The 21925-nt window shown below is 38.0% G+C and carries 20 protein-coding genes; 10 read left to right on the forward strand and 10 right to left on the reverse strand.

The annotated features are described in order from the left end of the window. Positions 1-23: 23 nt before the first annotated feature. The 3 genes from IPL24_19165 to IPL24_19175 form a co-directional block, all read right to left on the reverse strand. Positions 24-722 (reverse strand): ABC transporter ATP-binding protein, encoded by a 699-nt coding sequence (locus IPL24_19165; protein MBK8365701.1) that lies wholly within the window; start codon positions 720-722, stop codon positions 24-26. 670 nt (positions 723-1392) lie between these two features. Beyond that, entirely contained in the window at positions 1393-1920 is a 528-nt protein-coding gene (locus IPL24_19170; GenBank protein MBK8365702.1) for a class I SAM-dependent methyltransferase, read from the reverse strand. Further along, complete coding sequence (locus IPL24_19175; protein ID MBK8365703.1) at positions 1844-2176, reverse strand: hypothetical protein; 333 nt, start codon at positions 2174-2176, stop codon at positions 1844-1846. Before IPL24_19175 ends, IPL24_19170 begins: the two co-directional genes overlap by 77 nt. 246 nt (positions 2177-2422) lie before the next feature. Between IPL24_19175 and eno the strand changes: the two genes are divergently transcribed. The 4 genes from eno to IPL24_19195 all read left to right on the forward strand — a co-directional run bounded on the left by eno (position 2423) and on the right by IPL24_19195 (position 5948). Next, a complete protein-coding gene (eno, locus tag IPL24_19180) occupies positions 2423-3715 on the forward strand; it encodes a phosphopyruvate hydratase (protein MBK8365704.1) in 1293 nt (430 codons plus the stop codon). A 24-nt stretch (positions 3716-3739) separates the two neighbouring features. Next, positions 3740-3997 carry a hypothetical protein gene (locus tag IPL24_19185; GenBank protein MBK8365705.1) on the forward strand — a complete coding sequence of 86 codons (258 nt, stop codon included), beginning with the start codon at positions 3740-3742 and terminating at the stop codon, positions 3995-3997. 88 nt (positions 3998-4085) lie between these two features. Further along, positions 4086-5366, forward strand: coding sequence for a citrate (Si)-synthase (locus IPL24_19190; GenBank protein MBK8365706.1), 1281 nt, complete (start codon positions 4086-4088; stop codon positions 5364-5366). A gap of 9 nt (positions 5367-5375) precedes the next feature. Next, positions 5376-5948 (forward strand): DNA-3-methyladenine glycosylase I, encoded by a 573-nt coding sequence (locus IPL24_19195; protein MBK8365707.1) that lies wholly within the window; start codon positions 5376-5378, stop codon positions 5946-5948. Between the two features lie 108 nt (positions 5949-6056). Here IPL24_19195 and IPL24_19200 read toward each other — a convergent pair whose 3' ends face one another. The 5 genes from IPL24_19200 to IPL24_19220 all read right to left on the reverse strand — a co-directional run bounded on the left by IPL24_19200 (position 6057) and on the right by IPL24_19220 (position 10383). Further along, the gene (locus tag IPL24_19200; protein ID MBK8365708.1) at positions 6057-6692 is read right to left on the reverse strand and encodes a CoA pyrophosphatase; all 636 of its coding nucleotides are present in this window, start codon (positions 6690-6692) and stop codon (positions 6057-6059) included. Positions 6693-6706: 14 nt separating this feature from the next. Next, positions 6707-8503: an ABC transporter ATP-binding protein gene (locus IPL24_19205; protein ID MBK8365709.1), complete on the reverse strand. Its 1797-nt coding sequence runs from the start codon at positions 8501-8503 to the stop codon at positions 6707-6709. A gap of 235 nt (positions 8504-8738) precedes the next feature. Next, positions 8739-9125, reverse strand: a complete 387-nt coding sequence (locus IPL24_19210) for a VOC family protein (protein ID MBK8365710.1) — start codon at positions 9123-9125, stop codon at positions 8739-8741. An 8-nt stretch (positions 9126-9133) separates the two neighbouring features. Beyond that, positions 9134-9826, reverse strand: coding sequence for a hypothetical protein (locus IPL24_19215; GenBank protein MBK8365711.1), 693 nt, complete (start codon positions 9824-9826; stop codon positions 9134-9136). Further along, entirely contained in the window at positions 9823-10383 is a 561-nt protein-coding gene (locus IPL24_19220) for a hypothetical protein (GenBank protein MBK8365712.1), read from the reverse strand. Before IPL24_19220 ends, IPL24_19215 begins: the two co-directional genes overlap by 4 nt. Before the next feature lie 112 nt (positions 10384-10495). Here IPL24_19220 and IPL24_19225 point away from each other — a divergent pair, with 112 nt between their 5' ends. After that, positions 10496-11035 (forward strand): hypothetical protein, encoded by a 540-nt coding sequence (locus IPL24_19225; protein ID MBK8365713.1) that lies wholly within the window; start codon positions 10496-10498, stop codon positions 11033-11035. A 114-nt stretch (positions 11036-11149) separates the two neighbouring features. On the opposite strand, the gene IPL24_19230 is transcribed toward IPL24_19225, so the two are convergent. Continuing rightward, positions 11150-12199 (reverse strand): DUF922 domain-containing protein, encoded by a 1050-nt coding sequence (locus IPL24_19230; GenBank protein ID MBK8365714.1) that lies wholly within the window; start codon positions 12197-12199, stop codon positions 11150-11152. A 103-nt stretch (positions 12200-12302) separates the two neighbouring features. Between IPL24_19230 and rmuC the strand changes: the two genes are divergently transcribed. Genes rmuC through IPL24_19250 form a run of 4 tightly spaced genes read left to right on the forward strand, consistent with a single transcriptional unit; the run spans position 12303 to position 17603 of the window. Beyond that, on the forward strand, positions 12303-13640 hold the full coding sequence (gene rmuC, locus IPL24_19235; GenBank protein MBK8365715.1) for a DNA recombination protein RmuC: 1338 nt from the start codon (positions 12303-12305) through the stop codon (positions 13638-13640). Positions 13641-13642: 2 nt separating this feature from the next. Then, positions 13643-14899 (forward strand): GWxTD domain-containing protein, encoded by a 1257-nt coding sequence (locus IPL24_19240; GenBank protein ID MBK8365716.1) that lies wholly within the window; start codon positions 13643-13645, stop codon positions 14897-14899. Positions 14900-14913: 14 nt separating this feature from the next. Further along, positions 14914-15702, forward strand: coding sequence for a 23S rRNA (guanosine(2251)-2'-O)-methyltransferase RlmB (rlmB, locus tag IPL24_19245; GenBank protein ID MBK8365717.1), 789 nt, complete (start codon positions 14914-14916; stop codon positions 15700-15702). A gap of 11 nt (positions 15703-15713) precedes the next feature. Further along, positions 15714-17603, forward strand: coding sequence for a glycosyltransferase family 39 protein (locus IPL24_19250; GenBank protein ID MBK8365718.1), 1890 nt, complete (start codon positions 15714-15716; stop codon positions 17601-17603). A 1-nt stretch (position 17604) separates the two neighbouring features. Here IPL24_19250 and IPL24_19255 read toward each other — a convergent pair whose 3' ends face one another. Continuing rightward, the gene (locus IPL24_19255; GenBank protein ID MBK8365719.1) at positions 17605-19500 is read right to left on the reverse strand and encodes a menaquinone biosynthesis decarboxylase; all 1896 of its coding nucleotides are present in this window, start codon (positions 19498-19500) and stop codon (positions 17605-17607) included. 133 nt (positions 19501-19633) lie between these two features. On the opposite strand from IPL24_19255, the gene IPL24_19260 reads away from it, so the two are divergent. Beyond that, positions 19634-21925, forward strand: a complete 2292-nt coding sequence (locus tag IPL24_19260; GenBank protein MBK8365720.1) for a T9SS type A sorting domain-containing protein — start codon at positions 19634-19636, stop codon at positions 21923-21925.

Below are 21925 nucleotides of genomic sequence, written 5' to 3' on the forward strand. Positions count from 1 at the left end.
TTAGCTGATTTTTACATCTTCTTTTACAAAACATCATTCTGCATATCTGATTCGATCATGCCGTCTTTTATCCGGACAATACGATGAGCATGTCGGGCAATATCTTCTTCGTGAGTTACAACAATAATTGTATTTCCATTTTTGTGAATATCTTCAAACAAATTCATAATCTCTTCTGAAGTCTTAGAATCAAGATTTCCGGTTGGCTCATCGGCAAGGATGATAGAAGGATTATTTACCAACGCTCTGGCAACTGCAACACGTTGTCTTTGACCTCCACTGAGTTCATTTGGTTTATGAGTCATTCTGTCCTGCAAACCTACATCCGTTAATGCCTTGGTTGCTCTTTCATTTCTGTCGGCTTTAGAAATGCCGGCATAGACAAGCGGAAGTGCAACATTATCCAAAGCATTGCTTCTTGGAACAAGATTGAAAGTCTGAAAGATGAAACCAATTTCTTTATTTCTGATTTCTGCCAGATCGTTATCCGACATCGTGCTGACTTCATTGCCATTCAGGTAATATGTTCCGGCAGACGGTGTATCGAGGCATCCGATTATATTCATCAAAGTAGATTTCCCGGAACCTGAAGGGCCCATCAAAGCTACATACTCGCCTTTGAAAATAGACAGATCGATTGACCGCAAGGCATTCACATTTTCAGTTCCGATCGTATATTTTTTAGCAATGCCTTTAAGTTCAAGAAGGGCTTTAGATGTCATAAATGAGTGGATATGGTGAGGCTAAAGTAAGAAGTATATTGTTACAAAAATGTTATTTTGTCAAAGGTCAAGCGTGTATTTACGAGCACGAAGAGAATTTCGATATTGTTACTTTCAACGTGCGATATCCTTTTAATGGTGAACAAATTTCATTCATTTTAATTATGTGTAATTCAACGTTACAGCAATTCACAGGTCGCCCCGCTGGGGCTTGGGTCTATTCCTAATTTGTTGCTACAAACAGGTCGCCCCGCTGGGGCTTGGGTCTATTCCTAATTTGTTGCTATAAACAGGTCGCCCCGCTGGGGCTTTAGGCCGTTTCCATATTTATACCCACTCCATCTAATTAAGGTCAAGCATTGTAATCCATTTGAATTGAAATACTGAAAGCCCCAGAGGGGCGACATGTTTGTAGACGCAGAATGAAAGAAACGATTAGCCCCATCGGGGCGACCTGTGGATGAAGACGGGTCTTTTGAAATGAAATAAAAAAGATTTCGAATAAAAATTTTATTCAATTTAATTTTGTGTAATTCGCCTACAACAATTCGCAAGTCGTCTCGCTGAGGCTTTGGATCGATCTCTGACTAGTGTAAGTTGGTTAGCGTTCAAAGGAAAACAATCACGGGATAAAACTCCAAATAAACTGTTTGCCCTTTGTTTAACACCATTAAAACTTCAACTGAAAATGCTGTTTCGGAATCCCGCTTCTGAAAAATACAATTCCCAGTTTGAACAGATCGATGCTGATGGTAACTTCTTTGTTTTGGATGATCGTATCCCATGCAGATTTCATTTCACGACTCCAGTAGATGTCGTCGAAAATGAAAACTGTATCAGGAGTTTTTTTCTGAAGGCACAAATTGAAATACTCTAGTGTTGGTTGCATCCGGTGATTGCCATCGAAATAGACCAGATCCACCTTTTGCATTTTGTTCAGAACACCGGAAAGGGTCGTATCGAAATTTCCGGTTACAATTTCAATATTCGTACTACGCATTTTTTGGAAATTCACTTTTGCAAGATCTGCAATTTCTGTTGAGCCTTCAAGAGAAATAACTTTTCCGTTTTTCGCAGCGTTTGAAATATAGAGTGTAGTGATACCTAAGGATGTTCCGAGCTCAATAATGTTTTTTGCATTTGAAAAATTGACAAGCCGGAAAATAAGCTGAGAATATTTTTTTTTCCTGCAAGGAATTTTTCGCTATGTCACTGACTCTTTTTGCTGATGAACTTTTACTGCTTCCGGCACCCAAGTCAGTAACTGAAACTAAGCGGTCGTCTTCAAGAAGCTTAAGTCGTAATTCTTCAATTGGTCCGAAACAATAGTACGGAGTCTGGTCACGAATAACATTGTTGAGCAGATCAAATACGAAAGGCGAGTGAATATCGTGAGCAGTACCGCCTTTGATCCGGTATTTCAAAAAATTAGTTACAGCGAAGAGTTTATCCACGTGGCGAATTTAGTTATTCTTACGATTTTTTTTTAAATAATTAAACGAAGTATAATTGCAAACAACTAAGTGAGTTTTATCCTTAAAAAGCTGACATTCAATAGAAATCCGCTTGACTCAGCACCTTCTGATCTCTGATCACTATTTTCAAATCTCCTTCTATGAAAGGACATTAAAATAACGGTCGTTTTTATTTCCATTAGTAAGGTATTTTTTTAATTTTGCAATGCATTTTTGAACAGCCTTATGAGTTATATAGAAAACATACATGCCCGTCAGATCCTGGATTCCAGAGGAAATCCGACAATTGAAGTTGATGTCATTACAGATGCCGGAGTTGTAGGCAGAGCTGCAGTGCCAAGTGGAGCTTCAACCGGAATTCATGAAGCAGTGGAATTAAGAGATGGCGACAAGAAAAACTATCTTGGAAAAGGAGTGTTGAAAGCTGTTCACAATGTCAACAAGCTTTTGAATGATGAGCTGAAAGGTTTTCCTGTTTCTGAACAAGGTGTGATCGATGCAAGAATGATCGAGCTTGACGGGACTGAAAACAAATCGAGCATAGGTGCAAATGCAATCTTAGGAGTTAGTCTTGCTGCTGCAAAAGCTGCTGCAATTGAAACCGGACAACCTCTATACAGATATGTTGGCGGTGTAAATGCAAACATGCTTCCTGTGCCTATGATGAATATTCTCAATGGTGGTTCGCATGCAGACAATAGCATCGACTTTCAGGAGTTTATGGTAATGCCTGTGGGTGCATCTTCTTTTTCCGAATCATTGAGAATGGGAACGGAAGTGTTTCATCACCTGAAAGCAGTATTGAAGAAAAAAGGTTTGTCAACAAACGTTGGCGATGAAGGTGGTTTTGCTCCGAATATGAAATCGAATGAAGAAGCAATTCAATCGGTACTTGATGCAATCGGTGAAGCAGGTTATACACCCGGAAAAGATATTTACATTGCAATGGATGCAGCGGCTTCGGAATTCTTTGATGCCAAGGAAGGAAAGTATATCTTCAAAAAATCTACAGGTGATAAACTGACTCCGGCAGAGATGGCAGCTTATTGGGCAGATTGGGTGAAGAAATATCCGATCATTTCAATTGAAGACGGATTAGCAGAAGATGACTGGGATGGATGGAAGCGACTGACAGATGCAGTCGGATCGAAAATTCAATTGGTTGGTGACGATCTTTTCGTGACCAATGTGAAAAGATTAAGCAAAGGAATTCAGGATAAAGTAGCCAATTCAATATTAGTAAAAGTGAACCAGATCGGAACTTTGACTGAAACTATAAATGCAGTTACAATGGCTCAAAATAACAGTTATACAGCTGTAATGAGCCATAGGAGCGGAGAGACGGAAGATGTAACCATAGCCGACCTGGCAGTTGCTCTGAATACCGGTCAGATCAAGACGGGATCAGCCAGTAGGTCAGACCGGATCGCTAAATACAATCAATTATTAAGAATTGAGGAAGCTTTAGGGTCAAATGCTAGATTTGGCGGAAAAGATTTTAAATTTGTAAGCAAATAAACCTTCTTTTCAGGGAGTTGTTAAATGGATCAGGATACTTTAGATAAAATTGCTTCAGGAGAATACTCGATCTCGCCTCGTTCAGGCAGGTTGAGAAAGCGTGTTAAAGTAAAAAAGAAGAAGCCTTTTTTTCAAAGGTCTGAGACAAAGAAAAAGCTGACAACATTAGTTTGGATCTTATTACTTCTTGGATTTATCATCAGTGTCGTTTTGGTATTACCTGAAATAAATATCGAAGGCGGAAAGAAAAAAGAGAATTTAGAAAAGGCAATCGGGCGTTAGTCGGGCCTTTAGTAGAAACAGATACAATAATCATTCATAAGTGAAAACGGATAAAATAAAAGATGCTTTTGCCAGAGTGGCTTTGCCTATGGCAGTTGAAACAAAAGACTTCATTAAAAACAATGGTCACTATATCATTGGTCAATATTCTATTGAACAAGTGTATAGTGGTATGAAAGGAATGATAGGAATGGTTACTGAAACCAGTAAGCTGGATCCGGATGAAGGAATTCGTTTTCGTGGATACAGTATTCCTGAACTTCGTGAGAAACTTCCTAAAGCGCACGGAGATACAGAACCACTTCCTGAAGGAATTTTTTATCTGATGCTGATTGGTGAAATGCCGACAGATGATGATGTGGTAAATGTCAGTAATGCCTGGGCACGTCGGAGCAATGTTCCTAAACATGTTTTCGATACCTTGGATGCACTTCCCTTGACTACTCATCCGATGACACAGTTCAGTATTGCTATCATGGCACTTCAGACAGAATCTGTATTTGCTGCAGCATACCGGAAAGGCTTAAATAAAAAGGATTACTGGGAAGCTTGTTACGAAGATGTAATGAATCTGATCGCTCGTCTTCCAAGGGTAGCAGCTTATATTTACAGACGGATTTACAAAAACAATGTTCACATAGAACCGGATCACAAACTGGATTGGGCTGCAAACTTTGCGCACATGCTGGGTTATGATGATTATGATATGAAACGTATGATGCGTTTATATCTGACGCTTCATTGCGATCATGAGGGCGGAAACGTTTCTGCTCACGCAACTCACCTTGTTGGATCGGCTTTAAGTGATCCTTACCTGGCATTTGCTGCAGGTATGAATGGTCTTGCAGGTCCTTTACATGGACTGGCAAATCAGGAGGTAGTTCGGTGGATAATGGATCTTCGTAATTATTACGATGGTGCAAAACCAACCAGAGAGCAATTGAAAGATTATGTAATGAAGACCATCGAAGAAGGTAAAGTAGTTCCGGGATATGGACACGCTGTTCTTCGTAAGACTGATCCGCGCTTCCTTGCACAAATGGAGTTTGCACAGAAATATATGCCTGATGATGAAAATTGTCAGATCGTGAAAATGGTATATGAAGTTGTTCCTGAAATTTTATCAGGCATAAAGAAAATAAAGAATCCTTGGCCGAATGTGGATGCTCACAGTGGAGCACTTTTGATTCATTACGGAATGGAAGAATTTGATTTCTATACTGTTCTTTTCGGAGTTAGTCGTTCACTTGGAGTTATGGCATCATTACTTTGGGATCGTGCACTTGGACATCCATTGGAGCGTCCGGGTTCAGTTACTTATGAAGGAATGAAAGACAAAGCCCTGAAAGCATCGCAGACTCCTGTTTAACCGGAATTTATGGCTAAAGCAAAAGAACTGACTCGTTGTCCATGGTGCTTGTCATCGCCTTTGATGATGCAATATCATGATGAGGAATGGGGCACACCGGTTCATGATGATGCTTTGCATTTCGAATACATTGTTCTGGATTCATTCCAGGCCGGTCTGAGTTGGAGTACGATCCTGAACAAGCGCGAGAATTTTCGTAAGGCCTTTGATAATTTTGATGCAATTAAGATCTCGAAATACAAAGAGGCTAAGATCGAAAAGCTATTACTTGATCCCGGAATTATCCGGAACCGACTGAAAGTGGTTGCAACCGTTTCAAATGCCAAGGCATTCCTGGCCATCCAAAAAGAGTTTGGATCTTTTGACAAATACATCTGGCAGTTCACAAAGGGAAAAACTATAAAGAACAAATTCACTTCCCCAAAACAAGTTCCCGCAAAAACAAACGAATCAGATGAAATGAGTAAAGACCTCTATGCCAGAGGTTTTAAGTTCGTTGGTTCAACTATTTGTTATTCTTATATGCAGGCTGCAGGGATGGTGGATGATCATATTTCGGAATGCTTTAGGGGCGGGAAATGATTGCGGATTTCGGAATTCGATTTGGGATTTTTGGCGATGTAGCTGAGCGATAAGCAGGTTTCAAAGGCGAAGCACTAATTAATAACCTCGAATTACGAACCTCGAATTTCAATACCCAATCTCATAAAGCACCGACTTCACCTCACTCAAGATCATCGCCGTCGCGCCCCAGACCGTCTGCTTTTGTATATCAAAAAAAGGTGTAGTTATTTCCATTCCATTACTCAGTTTAATAACCTTTTCACCGACGAGAGTTTCATCCATCACCGACTCTAAGTCAGTTTCAATGATGCCGGCTACTTCTGTTTCGTCGGGAACGAAATGCGGACGGTAGCTGAGCATGCCGATATAAGGGTGAACTAAAAAATTACTTGGGGGAATATAGAGTGGTGAAAGTGCGCCGAGTATGACAACATCATTTTTGAAAATACCGATTTCTTCCTGGGCTTCTCTTAAAGCTGTGTTCTGAAGCGTTTCATCTTCAAGATCGAATCCGCCTCCTGGCAAAGCAACTTGTCCGCTGTGGACGCCATTGTATTCCGGACGGATGATCAGCGGGAAACAAATCTTGTTTTCATCTTCATAAAGCAAAATGAGGACAGCACCTTTACGATGGTTATCCGGAATTTTGATCCGGCTGCTATTGACTCTTCGTTCAGCATTGGCCATTTTATAATGCGCTTCTGTTCCGGGTAAAGGGAGCACAAGTCGCTGACGCAATTGCCGGCTTAAATCATCAAGCATAGTTTCATTTGAAATTAAGCGTGAACGGCATTTCCATTGCCATTCGCAGATACAGTATCTGTACGCTTTCTTTCTCCGATTTGTTGCCTCCACATTGCATAGTAAAGACCTTTGGAAGAAAGTAATTCGTCATGACTTCCCGATTCCACGATCGATCCTTTTTCAAGAACGAAAATTTTATTGGCATGCATTATCGTACTTAAACGGTGAGCGATCATTATCGTTATATGATCGTTGTGATCTGACAACCGACGAATCGTTCCTGTGATCTCTTCTTCAGTAATAGAATCGAGTGCGGAGGTAGCTTCATCGAATACCAGCAAGTTCGGCTGACGAAGCAGGGCGCGAGCGATGGATAATCGCTGCTTTTCTCCACCGGAAACTTTTACACCGCCTTCACCGATCACACTGTCGAGACCATTGGTTGCGCGTTGCATTAAACTCTGACATGCTGCTTTATTCAAAACGGCCAGACATTCTTCATCAGTTGCTTTCGGGTTTACGAAAAGTAAGTTCTCACGAATCGATCCGCTGAACAATTGTGAATCCTGAGTTACCAATCCGATCTGTTCACGCAATTCATCTTTTTCGATTGAAGTTCCGGCAACATTATTATAAAAGATCGTCCCGTCTTCAGGAAGGTATAAGCCAACAAGTAATTTTACCAAAGTCGTTTTACCTGAACCGGATGGACCAACAAATGCAATGCTTTCACCTTTACGAACAGTGAAATTGATATTCTCCACTGCAAATTGTTTAGAGGTCTGATGTCTGAATGAAACATTATCAAATCGCAGTTCTTCCAGTTTTCCAATACTCACAGGATTTTCCGGACGAGGTTCTAATGGCGTATTTAAGATGTCTTCGAAATTTTGTAAAGATGCCTGCGCTTCGCGATAGATTGCAATTGCATTTCCCAATTCCTGTAGCGGACCAAAAATAAAAAAGCTGAAAAATGTTAAAGTCATTAATTGTCCGAGAGTGATATTTTCCCCGAAGACAAGCCAATACAATAAGAACACGAATGCAGTTCGAAGTAAATTAACAGCCGTACCTTGAATGAATGATAGACTCCGGACGAAACGCACTTTTTTTAATTCAAGTTTCAGGATCTTTCCTGTCGTAGAGTTGAGACGTTCAATTTCCTGTCCGGCCAGGCCAAGACTTTTTACAAGTTCAATATTCCGTAATGATTCTGTCGTTGATCCTGCAAGTGAGGTAGTCTCTTTTAAAATTTCTTTACTGACTTTCTTGATGTTTTTACTAAGGGCGCTACTTATCATGGCAAGAACAGGAACTGTAACTAAAAATACAGGAGCTACTAACCAATGCACAGTAAAAGAGTAGGTGATCACGAATACCAATCCGACGAGGATCTGAAACACGAGACTTATAAAAGACACAATAAATTTTTCAGAATCGCTCCTGACTTTTTGAAGTTTGCCCAGTGTTTCACCACTGCGTTGATCTTCAAAAACATGATATGGAAGTTCAAGAGAATGACTGATACCATCTTTATACATGTCTGCTCCGGTCCGCTGAACAACTACATTTACAAAGTAGTCCTGAAAGTTTTTCGCTATTCTGGAAACCATTGCTACACCAACTAAGGCAGCAAGATAATAGAGGATCTCATGTATAAACCGGTCTGAATCGTTGGCATAATTTTTATAACCAACACCGAATTTATCAATCATTTTTCCTGCAATAACAGGGTCCATTAACGAAAAACACTGGTTGATTGCCGCCAGAACTAATGCTAAAAGGACGAATTTCTTGTAATTTTTAAGATAGGAAAGTAATAATTTCATAGATCGTGCAAAGGTATCAATTTGTGAGACGATTTGTAGCAGGAATTATTGCCAGAATCTTAAATAATTTCTAATCAGAAAGTTGAAGAGCGTAAAATAAAACACAAGATCATAAGATCACAATAAGAGCACGGAATTATAATGTGTTAAATTCCGTGCTCTTATTGTGATCTTGTGTTCTTGTGTTGAACTTTTTCATTTTACTTCGAAGATTGAGTTCTTGTATTGATCTTTTTCATTTTAATTCATAAAGTTCAATCGGCAACCCATCAGGATCGGCAAAAAAAGTAAACCGATTCCCCGTAAATTCATCAGTTCTGATAGGTTCTGTAACGATTCCAAATTTATTCAATCTTGTAATTGTACTTTCAAGGTCGTTCACTGAAAATGCAAGATGTCTTAGTCCGGTTGCCTCCGGCTGACTGACTCTTGGCGGAGGAGAAGGGAAGGAAAATAATTCAATCTTGTATTCGCCATTCACACTGAGGTCAAGTTTATATGAATTTCTTTCCTTTCTGAAATTTTCAGATACAATCTTTAATTCTAAAATTTCCGTATAAAACTTCTTCGACCGTTCATAGTCGGAAACAATAATTGCAATATGATGAATTCCTTTTATCAATTAAAATGTTATTCGTAATTGTAAATAAGTGTATGGTCACACATTCTATCTATTTCATTTGTAAAAGTAATTTTCGAAAGTCTGTTTGACGAGTCATATTCAAAAATCTGTGTTTCGATCAAAACAGGCTTTCGGTTCATTTCTTCGCGACGGAAGATTTCAGATTTCATTAACTTTGATTCTGAATACGTGTTTTTTGAAATAGTGCATTCTGAGGAAGATGTACAAACAGTATTTTCAATTTCATTTTTTTGCTCATCGAGTTTAATAGTCTGTATAACTGTGGACCCTTTTTGCACAAGGTTGTCCCATGTAATAATATCTTCGTTCGCTTTCTTCGAATGTCGTCTTTTAAAGATCATTGAAGCTGTACTATCGCCGCTGAAAAGAGTGTCGATTGAATATTCATTGTTTTCATTGTAGTAGATCTTATTGTATCGAAGTAACTTTCCGCTGAGATCTCTATGAATTTTTGAAATTAAATTTCCATTCGAATCATACACAAACTCAGTTTTTCTTTTTGGTTGTGTCGATGATTTTATTTTCTGAGCCTGATCGTATTCTTCAGTAGATTGCAATACCTTGTTTGTACCGTTGCAATCAGCCCGGAATTCTTTTTTGACAGAAAACTCACCTTGTCCAAAAAGCGTTGCTGAAATTAGTAAGAAAAATACTGCTAGTGTTGTTTGCTTGGATTTCATTCTTTATTTATGTCGAATTGTTCAAAAGTGATAACACCAAAATCTTCAGGTGTTGTTATAGTACTATCGTTTGGTAATTCAGGATTCACAGCGCTGAAATTTTCATTTTCATCTTTTGCAAGAACCCACGTTCCATTTGTGTTTTTAGAAAATGTAGAGACGCGTCCCCATCTCATTACGGCGCCACCATAATGTGAAATACTGAAACTCTCATTATCAATGCTGATACCAACAAATGGATCACCCATAACTCCACCACAAATAACACAATAAACAGCATTCATACTTCTGGCAATAACTGAATAGCCGCTTGCTGTTCCGTAGAGAATTATTGTTTCACGTTTGATTGTTGTATCACTGATTGCAGCGAGGCTGTCTTCATTCTTTTGTTTAAGAACGAGAATCATGTCTGTAAATTGGTCATTATTCAGATTACCGGAAACACTATCTCTGACTTCATAGCCGTTCGGAATTATTTCCTGCAGACTTGTGGCAATGGTGAATTTAGTGGCCAGTATGAAGATAAAAATCAGCAGCTGATATTTTTTTTGCTTCATTATGAATTTGTAATGGTTTTGAAAGGTATTGAAATTGTATGATGGTATTCAGATATGCCAGCGCATATTATGCTTCAGGGTTTCTAATTTTGTATAAAACCATCGTAAAGAAATGAAAAAGATAATTTTGATTGCCTTGATTGCTTGTGGAATTCAGGTAAATGCACAACAGATAATTGCCATGAAGTCTGGCGAGAAAATGAATGGCAAGGTTGAATCCCTTGCAAACGGTGTGGTTAACTTTCTATACAAAGGAAACTTAATGAAAATTAAAACTGACGAGATCTATTCGATCACATTTGGTGAAGTCGGTGAATCAGCCGGTGGAGAATCAACTGCTGCACTCCAGAAAGAAATAGGAGAGAAACAGATCATGTCAGGTTCGTATATGGTTCGTTATAAAGTTGCAGACAGAATTGTTTCAAAAGCTCCGCGTGTTGACAATTTAACTCAGGAAAAAGGAACAGTAGTTGTTGATGTTACTATTGACAAATATGGTCATGTGATGAAAGCCATTCCGGGTGCACCAGGTTCAACTACTAACAGTGAGTACCTGAAAACAAAAGCCAAACAAGCCGCTGAAAGTGCGCTGTTCAATAATGTCCCAACTGCGCCATTGGAGCAGAAGGGGTATATGGTGATTGTATTTTAGTCTAGGTTTCAAAGTTCAAAGTTCAAAGTTCAAAGTTCAAAGTTCAAAGTTGGCTTCGTAGGTGACTACAAGGCCAACTTTGAACCTTGAACTTTGAGCCTTAAACTATTTTACTTACTGCAACAATTCAGCATCCACTTCCCGCATCCATCTATTCTGTTCAGTATTCACTAAACCATGTTGGGTTTGTTCGTCGTATTCGTTTTGTGCCTGAACATATGCAGCCCATACTTCATCGAAAAGTGCTTTTACCTGTTGTTCGATTTTCATAGGACTTAAAGTTGTTTGCATTAATTGTTTCCGGAATCTTCGGGCGTACATTTCACAGATGTTGAAATGGTATTGTTCGTGCAACAACAGCGAATCTCTCTCACCACCCTCTTTTACCCATGAACTTCTTTTTATAAAACAAGCATCAAAATTTATGTAGAGCGTTAAAGTTCCATTTTGAATTTCAGGTCTGGCTTTGTAATAAAACATACAATTACTTTCAGCCGCAAAATCAGATGCTTTAACAGGTCCCAGAAAATCCGTCCATGCTAACTGATATCCTTCGCTCCAGATAAGCGTGTCACCTATATCAGGTTTTAATCTGATATTGTGCAAAAATTCCACCACAACTTTATTTGCCATAGGAGGAATATTGATATTCTCTTTCATCCATTGGTCAAAATTCAGTAAAGATTGCTTCATGGCAGTAAGAATATTTTTTTCTGCTACTTCCGGAATATTTCCCAGAACATTCATTGTGGGTTTACCGTTGAGTTGAAACAATTCAAAAATATCACCATCAATTTCTCTGTAAAAACGGATGGAGAAATCAAGCACATCCTGATGTTTTGCCGGACTTCCTTTGACATCTAATCTGAATTTCTTTAATTCCAATATGACCGGAATTGTGGTTGAGTCAAAGGTTACTGAGTGTTGAACGAGATCCAATAGATCACTTGTCAGTGATTTTTTAAAACCGGCAGTCATTATCTTTCCTGTGACCATTACCGTTCCTGTTGACTTATCATTTCGGCCGTCCCGGACCTCACTGATATGATAACCTTTCTGATTAATGTTCCAGGATTCAGGATGTAGGTTTAAGATGTATTCAGCAGAAAATAAGCGAAATGGAGTGGTCAGGAGGAACATCCAGACGAGGAAATAATTTTTCATTAGCAGACCCGGATTCTAACGTTTTTGGCAAGAATTTATTTGTAAATTTACAAACATCAAGCGGATAAGTTCTGCTTCAATACCATTTTAAAGGCCTCATTGTATGGAGATTGTATTTTTAATTGTTGGATTGCTACTTGGAGCAGTCATTGCTTACTTTTTTGTGAAGAACAAGCCAAATGCAGTAGAGAAGGAGCTTCAATTCAAAATTACTGAACTTGAAAGAGAAAAGAGTGTGCTGACTGACAGAATTCAGCAAATGATTCTTCAGCAAAAAAATTCAGACGATATCCTGAAAAAGGAAAGAGATCAAATCATTGCTTTGAGTTCAAGTCTGGCGACAAAACAAGAAATGGTTAACAACTATCTCGATAAACTGGAGAATCAGAAAGCAGATGTTGAAAACCTGCAGAAGAAATTTACAATGGAATTTGAAAATCTTTCTTCTAAGATCCTTGAAGAAAAGAGTCTCAAATTTGTAGAGCAGAACAGAACAAATCTGGATGTTATTCTGACACCACTCAGAGAAAAAATAAAAGACTTTGAACAGAAAGTAGAGCAGTCTTATAAAATTGAATCTGCGGAAAGACATACATTAAAGGGTGAGATCAAAAATCTGATTGAATTAAATAAGCAGATCTCTGATGAAGCAAATAATTTAGCGCGGGCACTGAAAGGGGACACAAAAACGCAAGGCAATTGGGGTGAAGCAATTCTTGAAAGAATTCTGGAACGCTCAGGATTGGTTAAAGGTTGTGAATACGAAGTTCAGTATAATACTACAAACGAAGAAGGACGTCGCATTCAACCCGATATAATTATTAATCTGCCCGACAACAAACATATTGTTATCGATTCAAAAGTAAGTCTGGTTGCTTATGATGCAATGGTAAATGCAAGTACAGATGAAGACCGTGAGAAATATTTACGCGATCATATACTTTCAGTTCGTTCGCATATTAAAGGTCTGAGTGAAAAAAATTATCAGACATCAATTGGAATAAACACTCCTGATTTTGTTCTTTTGTTTATGCCAATAGAATCCTCATTTGGTCTGGCAGTTCAGGCAGATAATGAGTTGTTCACTTTTGCATGGGACAGAAAAATTGTGATCGTAAGTCCATCGACATTACTTGCGACGATGAAAACAATTTCATCTATCTGGAAGCAGGAGCGACAAACAAGAAACGCAATTGAAATTGCCAGACAAGGTGGTGCATTGTATGATAAGTTTAAAAACTTCGTAGACGATCTGATTGAAGTCGGTACAAAGATGAATGGTGCAAAGAAGTCATACGAAGATGCAATGAATAAATTATCTTCAGGCTCAGGAAATCTTGTTAAGCGGGTAGAAGACCTGAAAAAACTTGGGGCGAAATCAACAAAGGATCTTCCACCTTCTATTTTGGAAAAGGCACAGGAAAGTGTAGAAGAAGAATAACGATGGGCAGACTTATACCGGCTTTCATACTTGTATTAGTGTTCTCAGGTTGTTTTACAACGAGAGATTTAAGCAATACCAATCTGGCTTCTTTTTACAAGCCAAATGATAATGTTTATCATCCTGAATTTTCAGTCTGGAATCAGAAGGATTCTATGTTGATCCTTTATACGAAAGTACTTCCCGAAGAATTTCTTTATGTGCGACAACCTGATAATGGCTATAAGTCATTTGTAAAGATCATAGCAGAAGTTGTGCGCTCGTATGACAATACGAAAGTGCTCGACAGCATATCTTCAGTGTTTTCTTTCGACATTCTTGATAAATCGATTCAGCAGGTTTTATCGATGAAAGTTCCTGTTAAACAAAATGGAGAATTAAAACTTCGGATAGTGATTTATGATCTCAATAAAGGAGCATATGAAGATTACTTTGTTCCTTTGGAAATTAACAGTACAATTTCCAGAAACGACTTTGCTTTTACTGATAAGGCGGGAAATATAATTCTGAAGAATTATTTTAACCAATCAGATAGTTTTATGATCCATTATAAAGATCCGGGTATCCGGACTTTATGGTGTAAGCATTATAAACGTCAATTCTTACTTCCTGCGCCACCTTTTTCTTTTGACATAAAAACTGAATTTGATTATACACCTGACAGTGTATTTCAAATCAGTGTAAATGATTCGACTTTAGTAAATCTTCCTGAGGAAGGATTTTATCATTTGCAATCAGATACAACCATTAAAGAAGGCGGAACAATCTTTCGCTTTGAATCAGGTTATCCGAATGTTTCAAAACAACAGCAACTCTTAGAATCACTGAGGTATCTTACATCTAAAAAAGAATTTGAGGAAATGCAAAAATCCACGAACATGAAAACAGCGGTTGATAATTTCTGGCTGTCGCGTGGAGGTTCTGAAGAAAAAACCCGTGCTTTGATCCGTAAATATTATGGCAGGGTACAAGATGCAAACAAATTTTTTACATCTTATACTGAGGGTTGGAGAACAGACAGAGGGATGATCTATGTGATCTTTGGATCACCTACCACTCTTTATCTGGGTGCTGAATCAGAAACATGGATCTACGGAACTCCAAACAGTGCATTAGCATTAAATTTCTTTTTTACAAAAGTGAATAATCCATTTACACCCAATGATATGACCTTGTCGAGAGCGCCGATATATGAAAGTAACTGGTATCGCGCTGTCGAAACATGGCGTCAAGGCAGGGCATTCAATAGTTTTAATTAGTATCAGAAAAAAGTATGTACAACAACAATAACAAAGGTAGTTTTCGTTCCCGTCGCCCAGAGCCAAAAGAAGACACGCAATTGATCTATGGAATTCGTCCGGTAATGGAAGCAATTCATGCCGGAAAAGAAATCGACAGAATGTTTATTTGCCGTGGAGCAAAAGGTGAGTTGATGGGAGAGTTGAAAGAACTTTTAAAGGAAAAGAATATTACCTATACAGAAGTTCCTATAGAAAAATTGCATCGCATCACACGTAATAATCATCAGGATGTTGTATGTTACATTTCTTCGATCACTTATCATAAATTAACAGACATCGTTCCATTCGTTTTTGAGAAAGGTCAGGTTCCATTAATTTTAATTCTCGACAGGATAACGGATGTACGGAATTTCGGAGCGATTGCGCGTACTGCAGAATGTTCCGGAGTACATGCAATCGTAATTCCCGGTAGGGGAGCGGCTCAGGTTACTGCTGATGCCATCAAGACCTCTGCAGGAGCATTGAGCAAAATTCCTGTATGTCGCGAGAACCATTTAAAGCAAACAGTTGCCTATTTGCAGGAAAGTGGAATTCGTGTTGTCGCTGCAAGTGAAAAAGGGAGTGAAGATTATTTTAAATCAGATTTCAGCGGACCACTGGCGATCATTATGGGTTCAGAAGAAGATGGTGTAAGCAATGAGTTGATAAAATCTGCAGAAGAATTATCACGTATTCCATTGGCAGGAACAATTTCGTCGTTAAATGTTTCAGTTGCTTGTGGAGTGATGCTTTATGAAGCCATCCGTCAACGTGCAAAATAAGAGATCTGGAAATGGATATTAAAAAAAGAAATGATCGGTTGCTGATATTTATTCTGGCAATTTCTTTTGTACTCCATTTCATTAACCTGAAAGATCTTTCATTATCCAATGATGAATTGAGTGCGATAACACGATCGCGCTATGATACATTTTCCGAAATGATCACAAAGGGCGTGTATATCGACTATCATCCTGCCGGCATTCAAACGTACATATTTTACTGGATGAAGTTATTTGGTGATGATGCATTTTTATTGCGGATCCCTTTTGTTTTGTGTGCATTTGGTTCAACAATTTTGTTGTATTTCATTTGTAAAAAGTGGGCGAATGAATTTATCGGACTGTTAACAATTATCACTTTCACTACCAGTTCGCTTGTCATTCAGTACACTCAGATTGCAAGAATGTATAGCACAGGAATGTTCTTTTGCCTGCTCGCAACTTATGGCTGGACATTTTTTCTTTTCAATGAAAGTGGTAAAGGGAAAATGAAATTTTGGTGGATCTGGTTGATTGGTTCCATACTTTGTATTCATAATCATTACTTCAGTTTTGCTTTTGCTGCAATACTTGGCTTAAGTGGAATGTTTTTTGTGAAAAAGGATCTTTTGAAATTGTATCTTTTAGGAGGTACAATTGCTTTACTATCTTTCATTCCGGAGCTGGGAATTTTCAAAGAACAGATGAAGACGGGAGATATCGGTGGCTGGTTGGCTCCGCCTGAAAAAACATTTTTGTGGGATTTCTTCTATGTTGTATTCAACAATTCAAAATTATTTATTGTCGTTGTTGTAGTCTGGTTGATCTTAGGAGCAATCTTCCCAATTCATTCGCCAAACATAACCCGCTGGAGAATATTATCTGTGATCTGGTTTATGTTTGTCTTCCTGCTTGCATACCTGTATTCAGTGCTCGGACATCCGGTCATTCAGTTTTCAACACTGTTATTTGTATTGCCATTCATTTTCTTTTTTATATTTTCATTTACGCCGCGATTCTTACTGAAGTATCAGTTACCGGTGATCTTATTTTTTCTATTTACGGGAATGTATAGTCTTATAGCTTCCGGATTTTATTCAAAAAATCATTTCGGAGTTTTCAAAGAAATTGCAGAAGATGTAAATTCATTTCCGCCGGATGTACCTGTTGTCGTTAATGTGATCAATCCGCAATATTTCAATTATTATTATTCTAAACTTGCCTCAAAACCCCGGCAGATAATTTTCAAATTAGAAAGTCCAAAAGATTATGGGCGGTTATTTCAGATCGTAGATTCCAGCACTTCCGATGAATTTGGTTATTCCTGGACGAACAGCTATCATCCGTATGAGATCCTTGAGGTCATTCGTTCGAAATATCCAAAACTTATTCAGAAGAAAATTTATTTCAACGCTACTTCCTATTTATTTTCAAAGTCAGGTGAGGAAATAAAAACGGACTCTGTTATTTATACTTTTATTAATGATTATGATGGCGATACGTTTATGCCAATCCATGAGACAGATGAACATGCATTCTCAGGAAAATATTCTGAATGGATGGATAGTACAAAAACATTTAGTACTTCAGTAAAAACACCTGTTGAAGAAATTCCCGAGTCCGCTGATCGGTATGCAATTTTTTCTGCGAAAGTATATTTTGACAAATTGCCTGAACAAGCTTCGATTAATTTAGCATTCGATGATTCAACACATTCATATCAATTCCATGGTGCGGGTTTAACTGATTATTGCCATGAACCGGGTAAGTGGTATTCGATTTTAATTTGTGGTGAATTTCCACGAAGCGCGAAGAAGGGAGATAAATTAACTGCCTATTTTCACAACCCTGCCGGTGAAAAATTCTGGATCGACGATTTCAAACTTGTTGTCAGAACTTCACATAATCCATATAAAAAATAACTCACTTTGCCACAGCACCACCTTCGTAAAGATGTTCTCTGTATTTTTTCGAAGGCGACTCAATGAATTTTCCAAGTCCGAGTTTATCCCAGATCTCGTCGATACGTTCAATTGTTCGGTCATCGGATGCCAGGATATTTGGCCAGTCACGTTGAAACCCATCGAACTCTTTTGTCTTTCTTGTCCCATCCATTGATAAATGCGAAACACCGGATTCATCTTCAACTAAAATGTGATCGCGTTTTGGATCAACATTATTTGCAAATCTCCATACGGCATCAGCAGTATCTGAAATGTCGAATGTGTGCTCGAGAAAAACAATAACTTTTATTTCCGAAAAATCTTTTCTGGCAAACAATTTTTTAGAAATTTCTTTGACATGATTCTTTCTGTTCTTTTCAATCGATAAGAAGAGAATTGAAATCCCGAGTTTAAGAACCTGATAGTTGATAGCTTTTATTTCAGGAAATTCATTTTGAATTTCTGATTGGTCAGGGGTCTTGTTGCTAACTGAACCGAATGAAATTCGTCCTGAAAGTTCTTCATGAGTTTTCTTGGTACCGTCAATTCCGATTTTTCCCCCAAAGGCCATTACAGAACAGCTATGGTCAAGAACATCCACAGGTCCTTGAGTAAAGTGAATGTCGTGCGCAGGATCAAAATTCTCACTTACATATTTTGCAACTTCACTGCTGTTGTGAATATTTACATCGCCATCAACAACAACCATCATTTTTGTGAACATCATTTGTCCGGCTCCCCAAAGACTGTGCATTACTTTGCTTGCTTGTCCCGGATAATCTTTATTGATCTTCACAATAACTAAATTATGAAACACACCTTCAACAGGTAATACCATATCAACAATTTCCGGAACCATTGTCATTTTTATGGGCACAAGAAATATCCGTTCTGTTGCTTTTCCTATCCATGCATCTTCCTGTGGTGGTATACCAACAATTGTCGCAGGATAAACAGCATTCTTTCTGTGAGTGATACAAGTGATATGAAAGCGCGGATACATATCGGCTAAAGAATAATAACCTGTATGATCTCCAAACGGGCCTTCAAGAATATAATCTTCGCTTGGGTCAACATAGCCTTCGATAATAATGTCGGCATCTGCAGGAACCTGTACATCCTGAGTCAGGCATTGAACCAATTCAACTTTTTTCTTGCGGATAAATCCGGCAAGCATATATTCATCAACGCCATCAGGAAGTGGGGCAGTGGCAGAGTAAGCATAAACAGGATCTCCGCCCAGTGCAATTGCAACAGGCATTTTCTGGCCAAGCTTTTTGTATTCATTAAAATGGCGGGCACTTACTTTGTGACGATGCCAGTGCATTCCTGTCATCTTCGGATCGAAAACCTGCATTCTGTAAAGTCCGACATTTCGCAAACCCGTTAATGGATCTTTAGTATGAATAACAGGAAGAGTAACGAACGGTCCACCATCTTCAGGCCAGCATTTCAGAACAGGAAATTTAGTAATGTCCGGATCTTTCATGACCACTTCCTGACATTCGCCTTTACCACTTATAATTTTGGGCATCCATGAAGCAATTGATCCAAGAGTTGGAAGCATTTTCAATTTATCTAAAATGCTATCTTTAGGAGTAGTAAGTTGTTTAATTAATGTTTCGATTTCCGCAGCAACATCATCAAGTTTTTCAACTCCTAAAGCCCAGGCCATCCTCTGTTCAGTTCCCATTGAATTAATGAGAACAGGAAAATCTGTTCCGTTGTTTTCAAATAACAGCGCCGGACCATATTGCTTAGAGATCCTGTCTGTAATTTCTGTGATCTCCAGTTCAGGGTTTACAAATTCTTTGATACGAACCAATTCACCTTTTTCTTCAAGTGTTTTGATCCAGTGTTGGGTATTGCGATACATAAAATTCAATTAGAATTACAAAGGTAACAAGAATGTAGATGAATGGTTTAGATATTGATTTTTGTCTGCGATTTTATATTTTGGCTATTAATTCTGAATTTCATAGATTTATCGAAATTAACCCCACATTCTTATGAAGCTTAAATTTTACCTGTTTTTACTGATTTTAGTAACTTATTGTAAAGGAGCAGAGGCACAAACGATAACACTTGAAACCGATACTGTTTATCGAGGAACATATTTTAGTACTCTGGCTACAACTACAGGCGTAAGTCTTTGGGGATATTATCATTCATTTAGTATTACCTTATCAGGTCCATCAACAATTAATGTTTCGGCATATTGTGATCCATCAGATGTCATTCGTATGAATGGCCAGACAACCGTAAGTACAACTCCCGGGTCTTATACATTATCCTTCACTGATTCAGCAGGAGTGTTACAAACATTTCCAAATGTTTTTTGGATATTATATCAGCCAATACCTCAAATTCCTGTTCTAAATTTTCCATTAGACAATCAGGTAATAACAAATACAAATTTCTCTCTAGAGTGGGATGGATCTCCAGGCTCAGTCGATTATTATTTTGAGCTTAGTACTGACTCAATTTTTTCAAATATCTATTATTACACTAACCAATATTATAGATGGACTGAATGGGATACACAAGGAAATTTACCAAGCGGTAAAACTTATGGGCATGTTAAGTGTAGGAATTATGTTACATCGGTCAGTTCGGCTTTTTCCCCAACCCAATCATTTGAAATCAATGCTTCACCTTCGTTAAGCAATGCTCTTCCGAATACTACTTTTCAGGGTCAAAATAATTTTCAATTAAATATTTCAGGTTCAAGTACTCATTTTGAACAAGGCTCCCCAACAGAATCAACTTTTTTACGTCAATCTTCAACTATTATTAATCCATTTAAAACTAATCCTGATGGTAATTTTATATTGAAGGAACATTTTAATATTCCAGTTAGTGCACCGATAGGATTATATGACCTTGTTTACTATAATCAGATAGATGATACATTAATTTATTATAATGCTGTTAACATTAATGGTAGTAATTCATTTTCTGGCAAAGTATTTCTTGATTTAAACTTCAACGGAGTATTTGATAGTTCAGACGTTCCTTATAATAATGCAATATTGAATATTAGTCCATATAATGAAATCAGTGACTCATCTGGAGATTTTTCCGGTTATTTACCTAGTGGTACGTTTAATTTAAGTGTAGAAAATCTTCTTCCATACTTGAATTCGGTTCCGGCAGATTACACAATCAATTTTCCAGGGACTGGTGCAAGCTTGACAAATCGCGACTTTGCTGTCCAGATCGATTCCTTATTTCATGATCTGAACATCAACATTTCTGCAAATCACTTTGTACGTGTGGGTGTAAGTGATGTCATTCGGATAAACTATATCAATCATGGTCCAATCTCTGAAGATGGACAGGTTAAATTTCTTCCTGCACCGGGAATGGTTTTGGATTCAGTTTCTGATCCGGGATTCTCATTATCGGGCGATACAATGATCTGGAATTTTACGGGATTGAATTTTTTGCAATTCAATGAAATAAGACTCTATTATTCAATTCCGCCAAGCTTGCCCATTGGAACAAATTTAAATCTGAATGCATGGATAGTCGGTAGTGTCGGACCTGATTATACTCCGGGTAGAAATGTAGATTTTGCAAATCAAGAAGTGAGAGGTCCTTTTGACCCGAATATAAAATCAGTTTCACCTGAAAACTTATCACCGGCCTTAATTCCAAACGGAATTTCTTTGAAGTACACTATTGAATTTCAAAATACAGGAAATGATGTTGCATTTAATATTAGCATTCTCGACACAATTAGTCAAAACGTTGATCTCTCTTCAATTCAGATAATCGGTGCAAGTGCTAATTACCGAATGATCATTTATCCCGGACGAGTAGTAGAATTCCGGTTCGATAATATAAATTTACCGGATAGTAATTCTAATGAACCCGGCAGCCATGGACTTATTAGTTACACAATAAATGCACTAACTACGTTGACTGTTCAAGATAGAATTCTGAATACAGCATATATTTATTTTGATCATAATGCACCAATTGCTACAAATACTTCAATTACTACAATTGGTGTTGGTGTTGATGAACTAAGCTCAGACCAGCCAACGATTTCAGTTTATCCAAATCCAATTACTTCAAAAACAAAAATATCTTACGAACTGAATCAATCAACAACTGTAAAAGTGAACCTGATAAATTATCAGGGCAAAGTAATTCAGTGTCTTTTCGAAGGACAACAAGTACAAGGGATACATGAACTAATTTTTGATTCTGCACATCTGCCTTCAGGAATTTATTTCATTTCTGTGATTGATAATGCAGGTGTAAGAACCAAAAGAGTTATCTCTATGAAGTAA

The sequence above is a fragment of the Bacteroidota bacterium genome (genome assembly GCA_016711505.1).
Taxonomy (GTDB): domain Bacteria; phylum Bacteroidota; class Bacteroidia; order AKYH767-A; family 2013-40CM-41-45; genus JADKIH01.

Excerpts from the sequence above, each read along its gene's own strand:
- rlmB (MBK8365717.1), top strand. The coding sequence starts at position 14,914 with ATGTACAACAACAATAACAAAGGTAGTTTTCGTTCCCGTCGCCCAGAG.
- rmuC (MBK8365715.1), top strand. The coding sequence starts at position 12,303 with ATGGAGATTGTATTTTTAATTGTTGGATTGCTACTTGGAGCAGTCATT.
- IPL24_19195 (MBK8365707.1), top strand. The coding sequence starts at position 5,376 with ATGGCTAAAGCAAAAGAACTGACTCGTTGTCCATGGTGCTTGTCATCG.
- IPL24_19260 (MBK8365720.1), top strand. The coding sequence starts at position 19,634 with ATGAAGCTTAAATTTTACCTGTTTTTACTGATTTTAGTAACTTATTGT.
- IPL24_19200 (MBK8365708.1), bottom strand. The coding sequence starts at position 6,692 with ATGCTTGATGATTTAAGCCGGCAATTGCGTCAGCGACTTGTGCTCCCT.
- IPL24_19255 (MBK8365719.1), bottom strand. The coding sequence starts at position 19,500 with ATGTATCGCAATACCCAACACTGGATCAAAACACTTGAAGAAAAAGGT.
- IPL24_19230 (MBK8365714.1), bottom strand. The coding sequence starts at position 12,199 with ATGAAAAATTATTTCCTCGTCTGGATGTTCCTCCTGACCACTCCATTT.
- IPL24_19225 (MBK8365713.1), top strand. The coding sequence starts at position 10,496 with ATGAAAAAGATAATTTTGATTGCCTTGATTGCTTGTGGAATTCAGGTA.
- IPL24_19165 (MBK8365701.1), bottom strand. The coding sequence starts at position 722 with ATGACATCTAAAGCCCTTCTTGAACTTAAAGGCATTGCTAAAAAATAT.
- IPL24_19190 (MBK8365706.1), top strand. The coding sequence starts at position 4,086 with ATGGCAGTTGAAACAAAAGACTTCATTAAAAACAATGGTCACTATATC.
- IPL24_19215 (MBK8365711.1), bottom strand. The coding sequence starts at position 9,826 with ATGAAATCCAAGCAAACAACACTAGCAGTATTTTTCTTACTAATTTCA.
- IPL24_19240 (MBK8365716.1), top strand. The coding sequence starts at position 13,643 with ATGGGCAGACTTATACCGGCTTTCATACTTGTATTAGTGTTCTCAGGT.
- IPL24_19250 (MBK8365718.1), top strand. The coding sequence starts at position 15,714 with ATGGATATTAAAAAAAGAAATGATCGGTTGCTGATATTTATTCTGGCA.
- IPL24_19185 (MBK8365705.1), top strand. The coding sequence starts at position 3,740 with ATGGATCAGGATACTTTAGATAAAATTGCTTCAGGAGAATACTCGATC.
- eno (MBK8365704.1), top strand. The coding sequence starts at position 2,423 with ATGAGTTATATAGAAAACATACATGCCCGTCAGATCCTGGATTCCAGA.
- IPL24_19220 (MBK8365712.1), bottom strand. The coding sequence starts at position 10,383 with ATGAAGCAAAAAAAATATCAGCTGCTGATTTTTATCTTCATACTGGCC.
- IPL24_19205 (MBK8365709.1), bottom strand. The coding sequence starts at position 8,503 with ATGAAATTATTACTTTCCTATCTTAAAAATTACAAGAAATTCGTCCTT.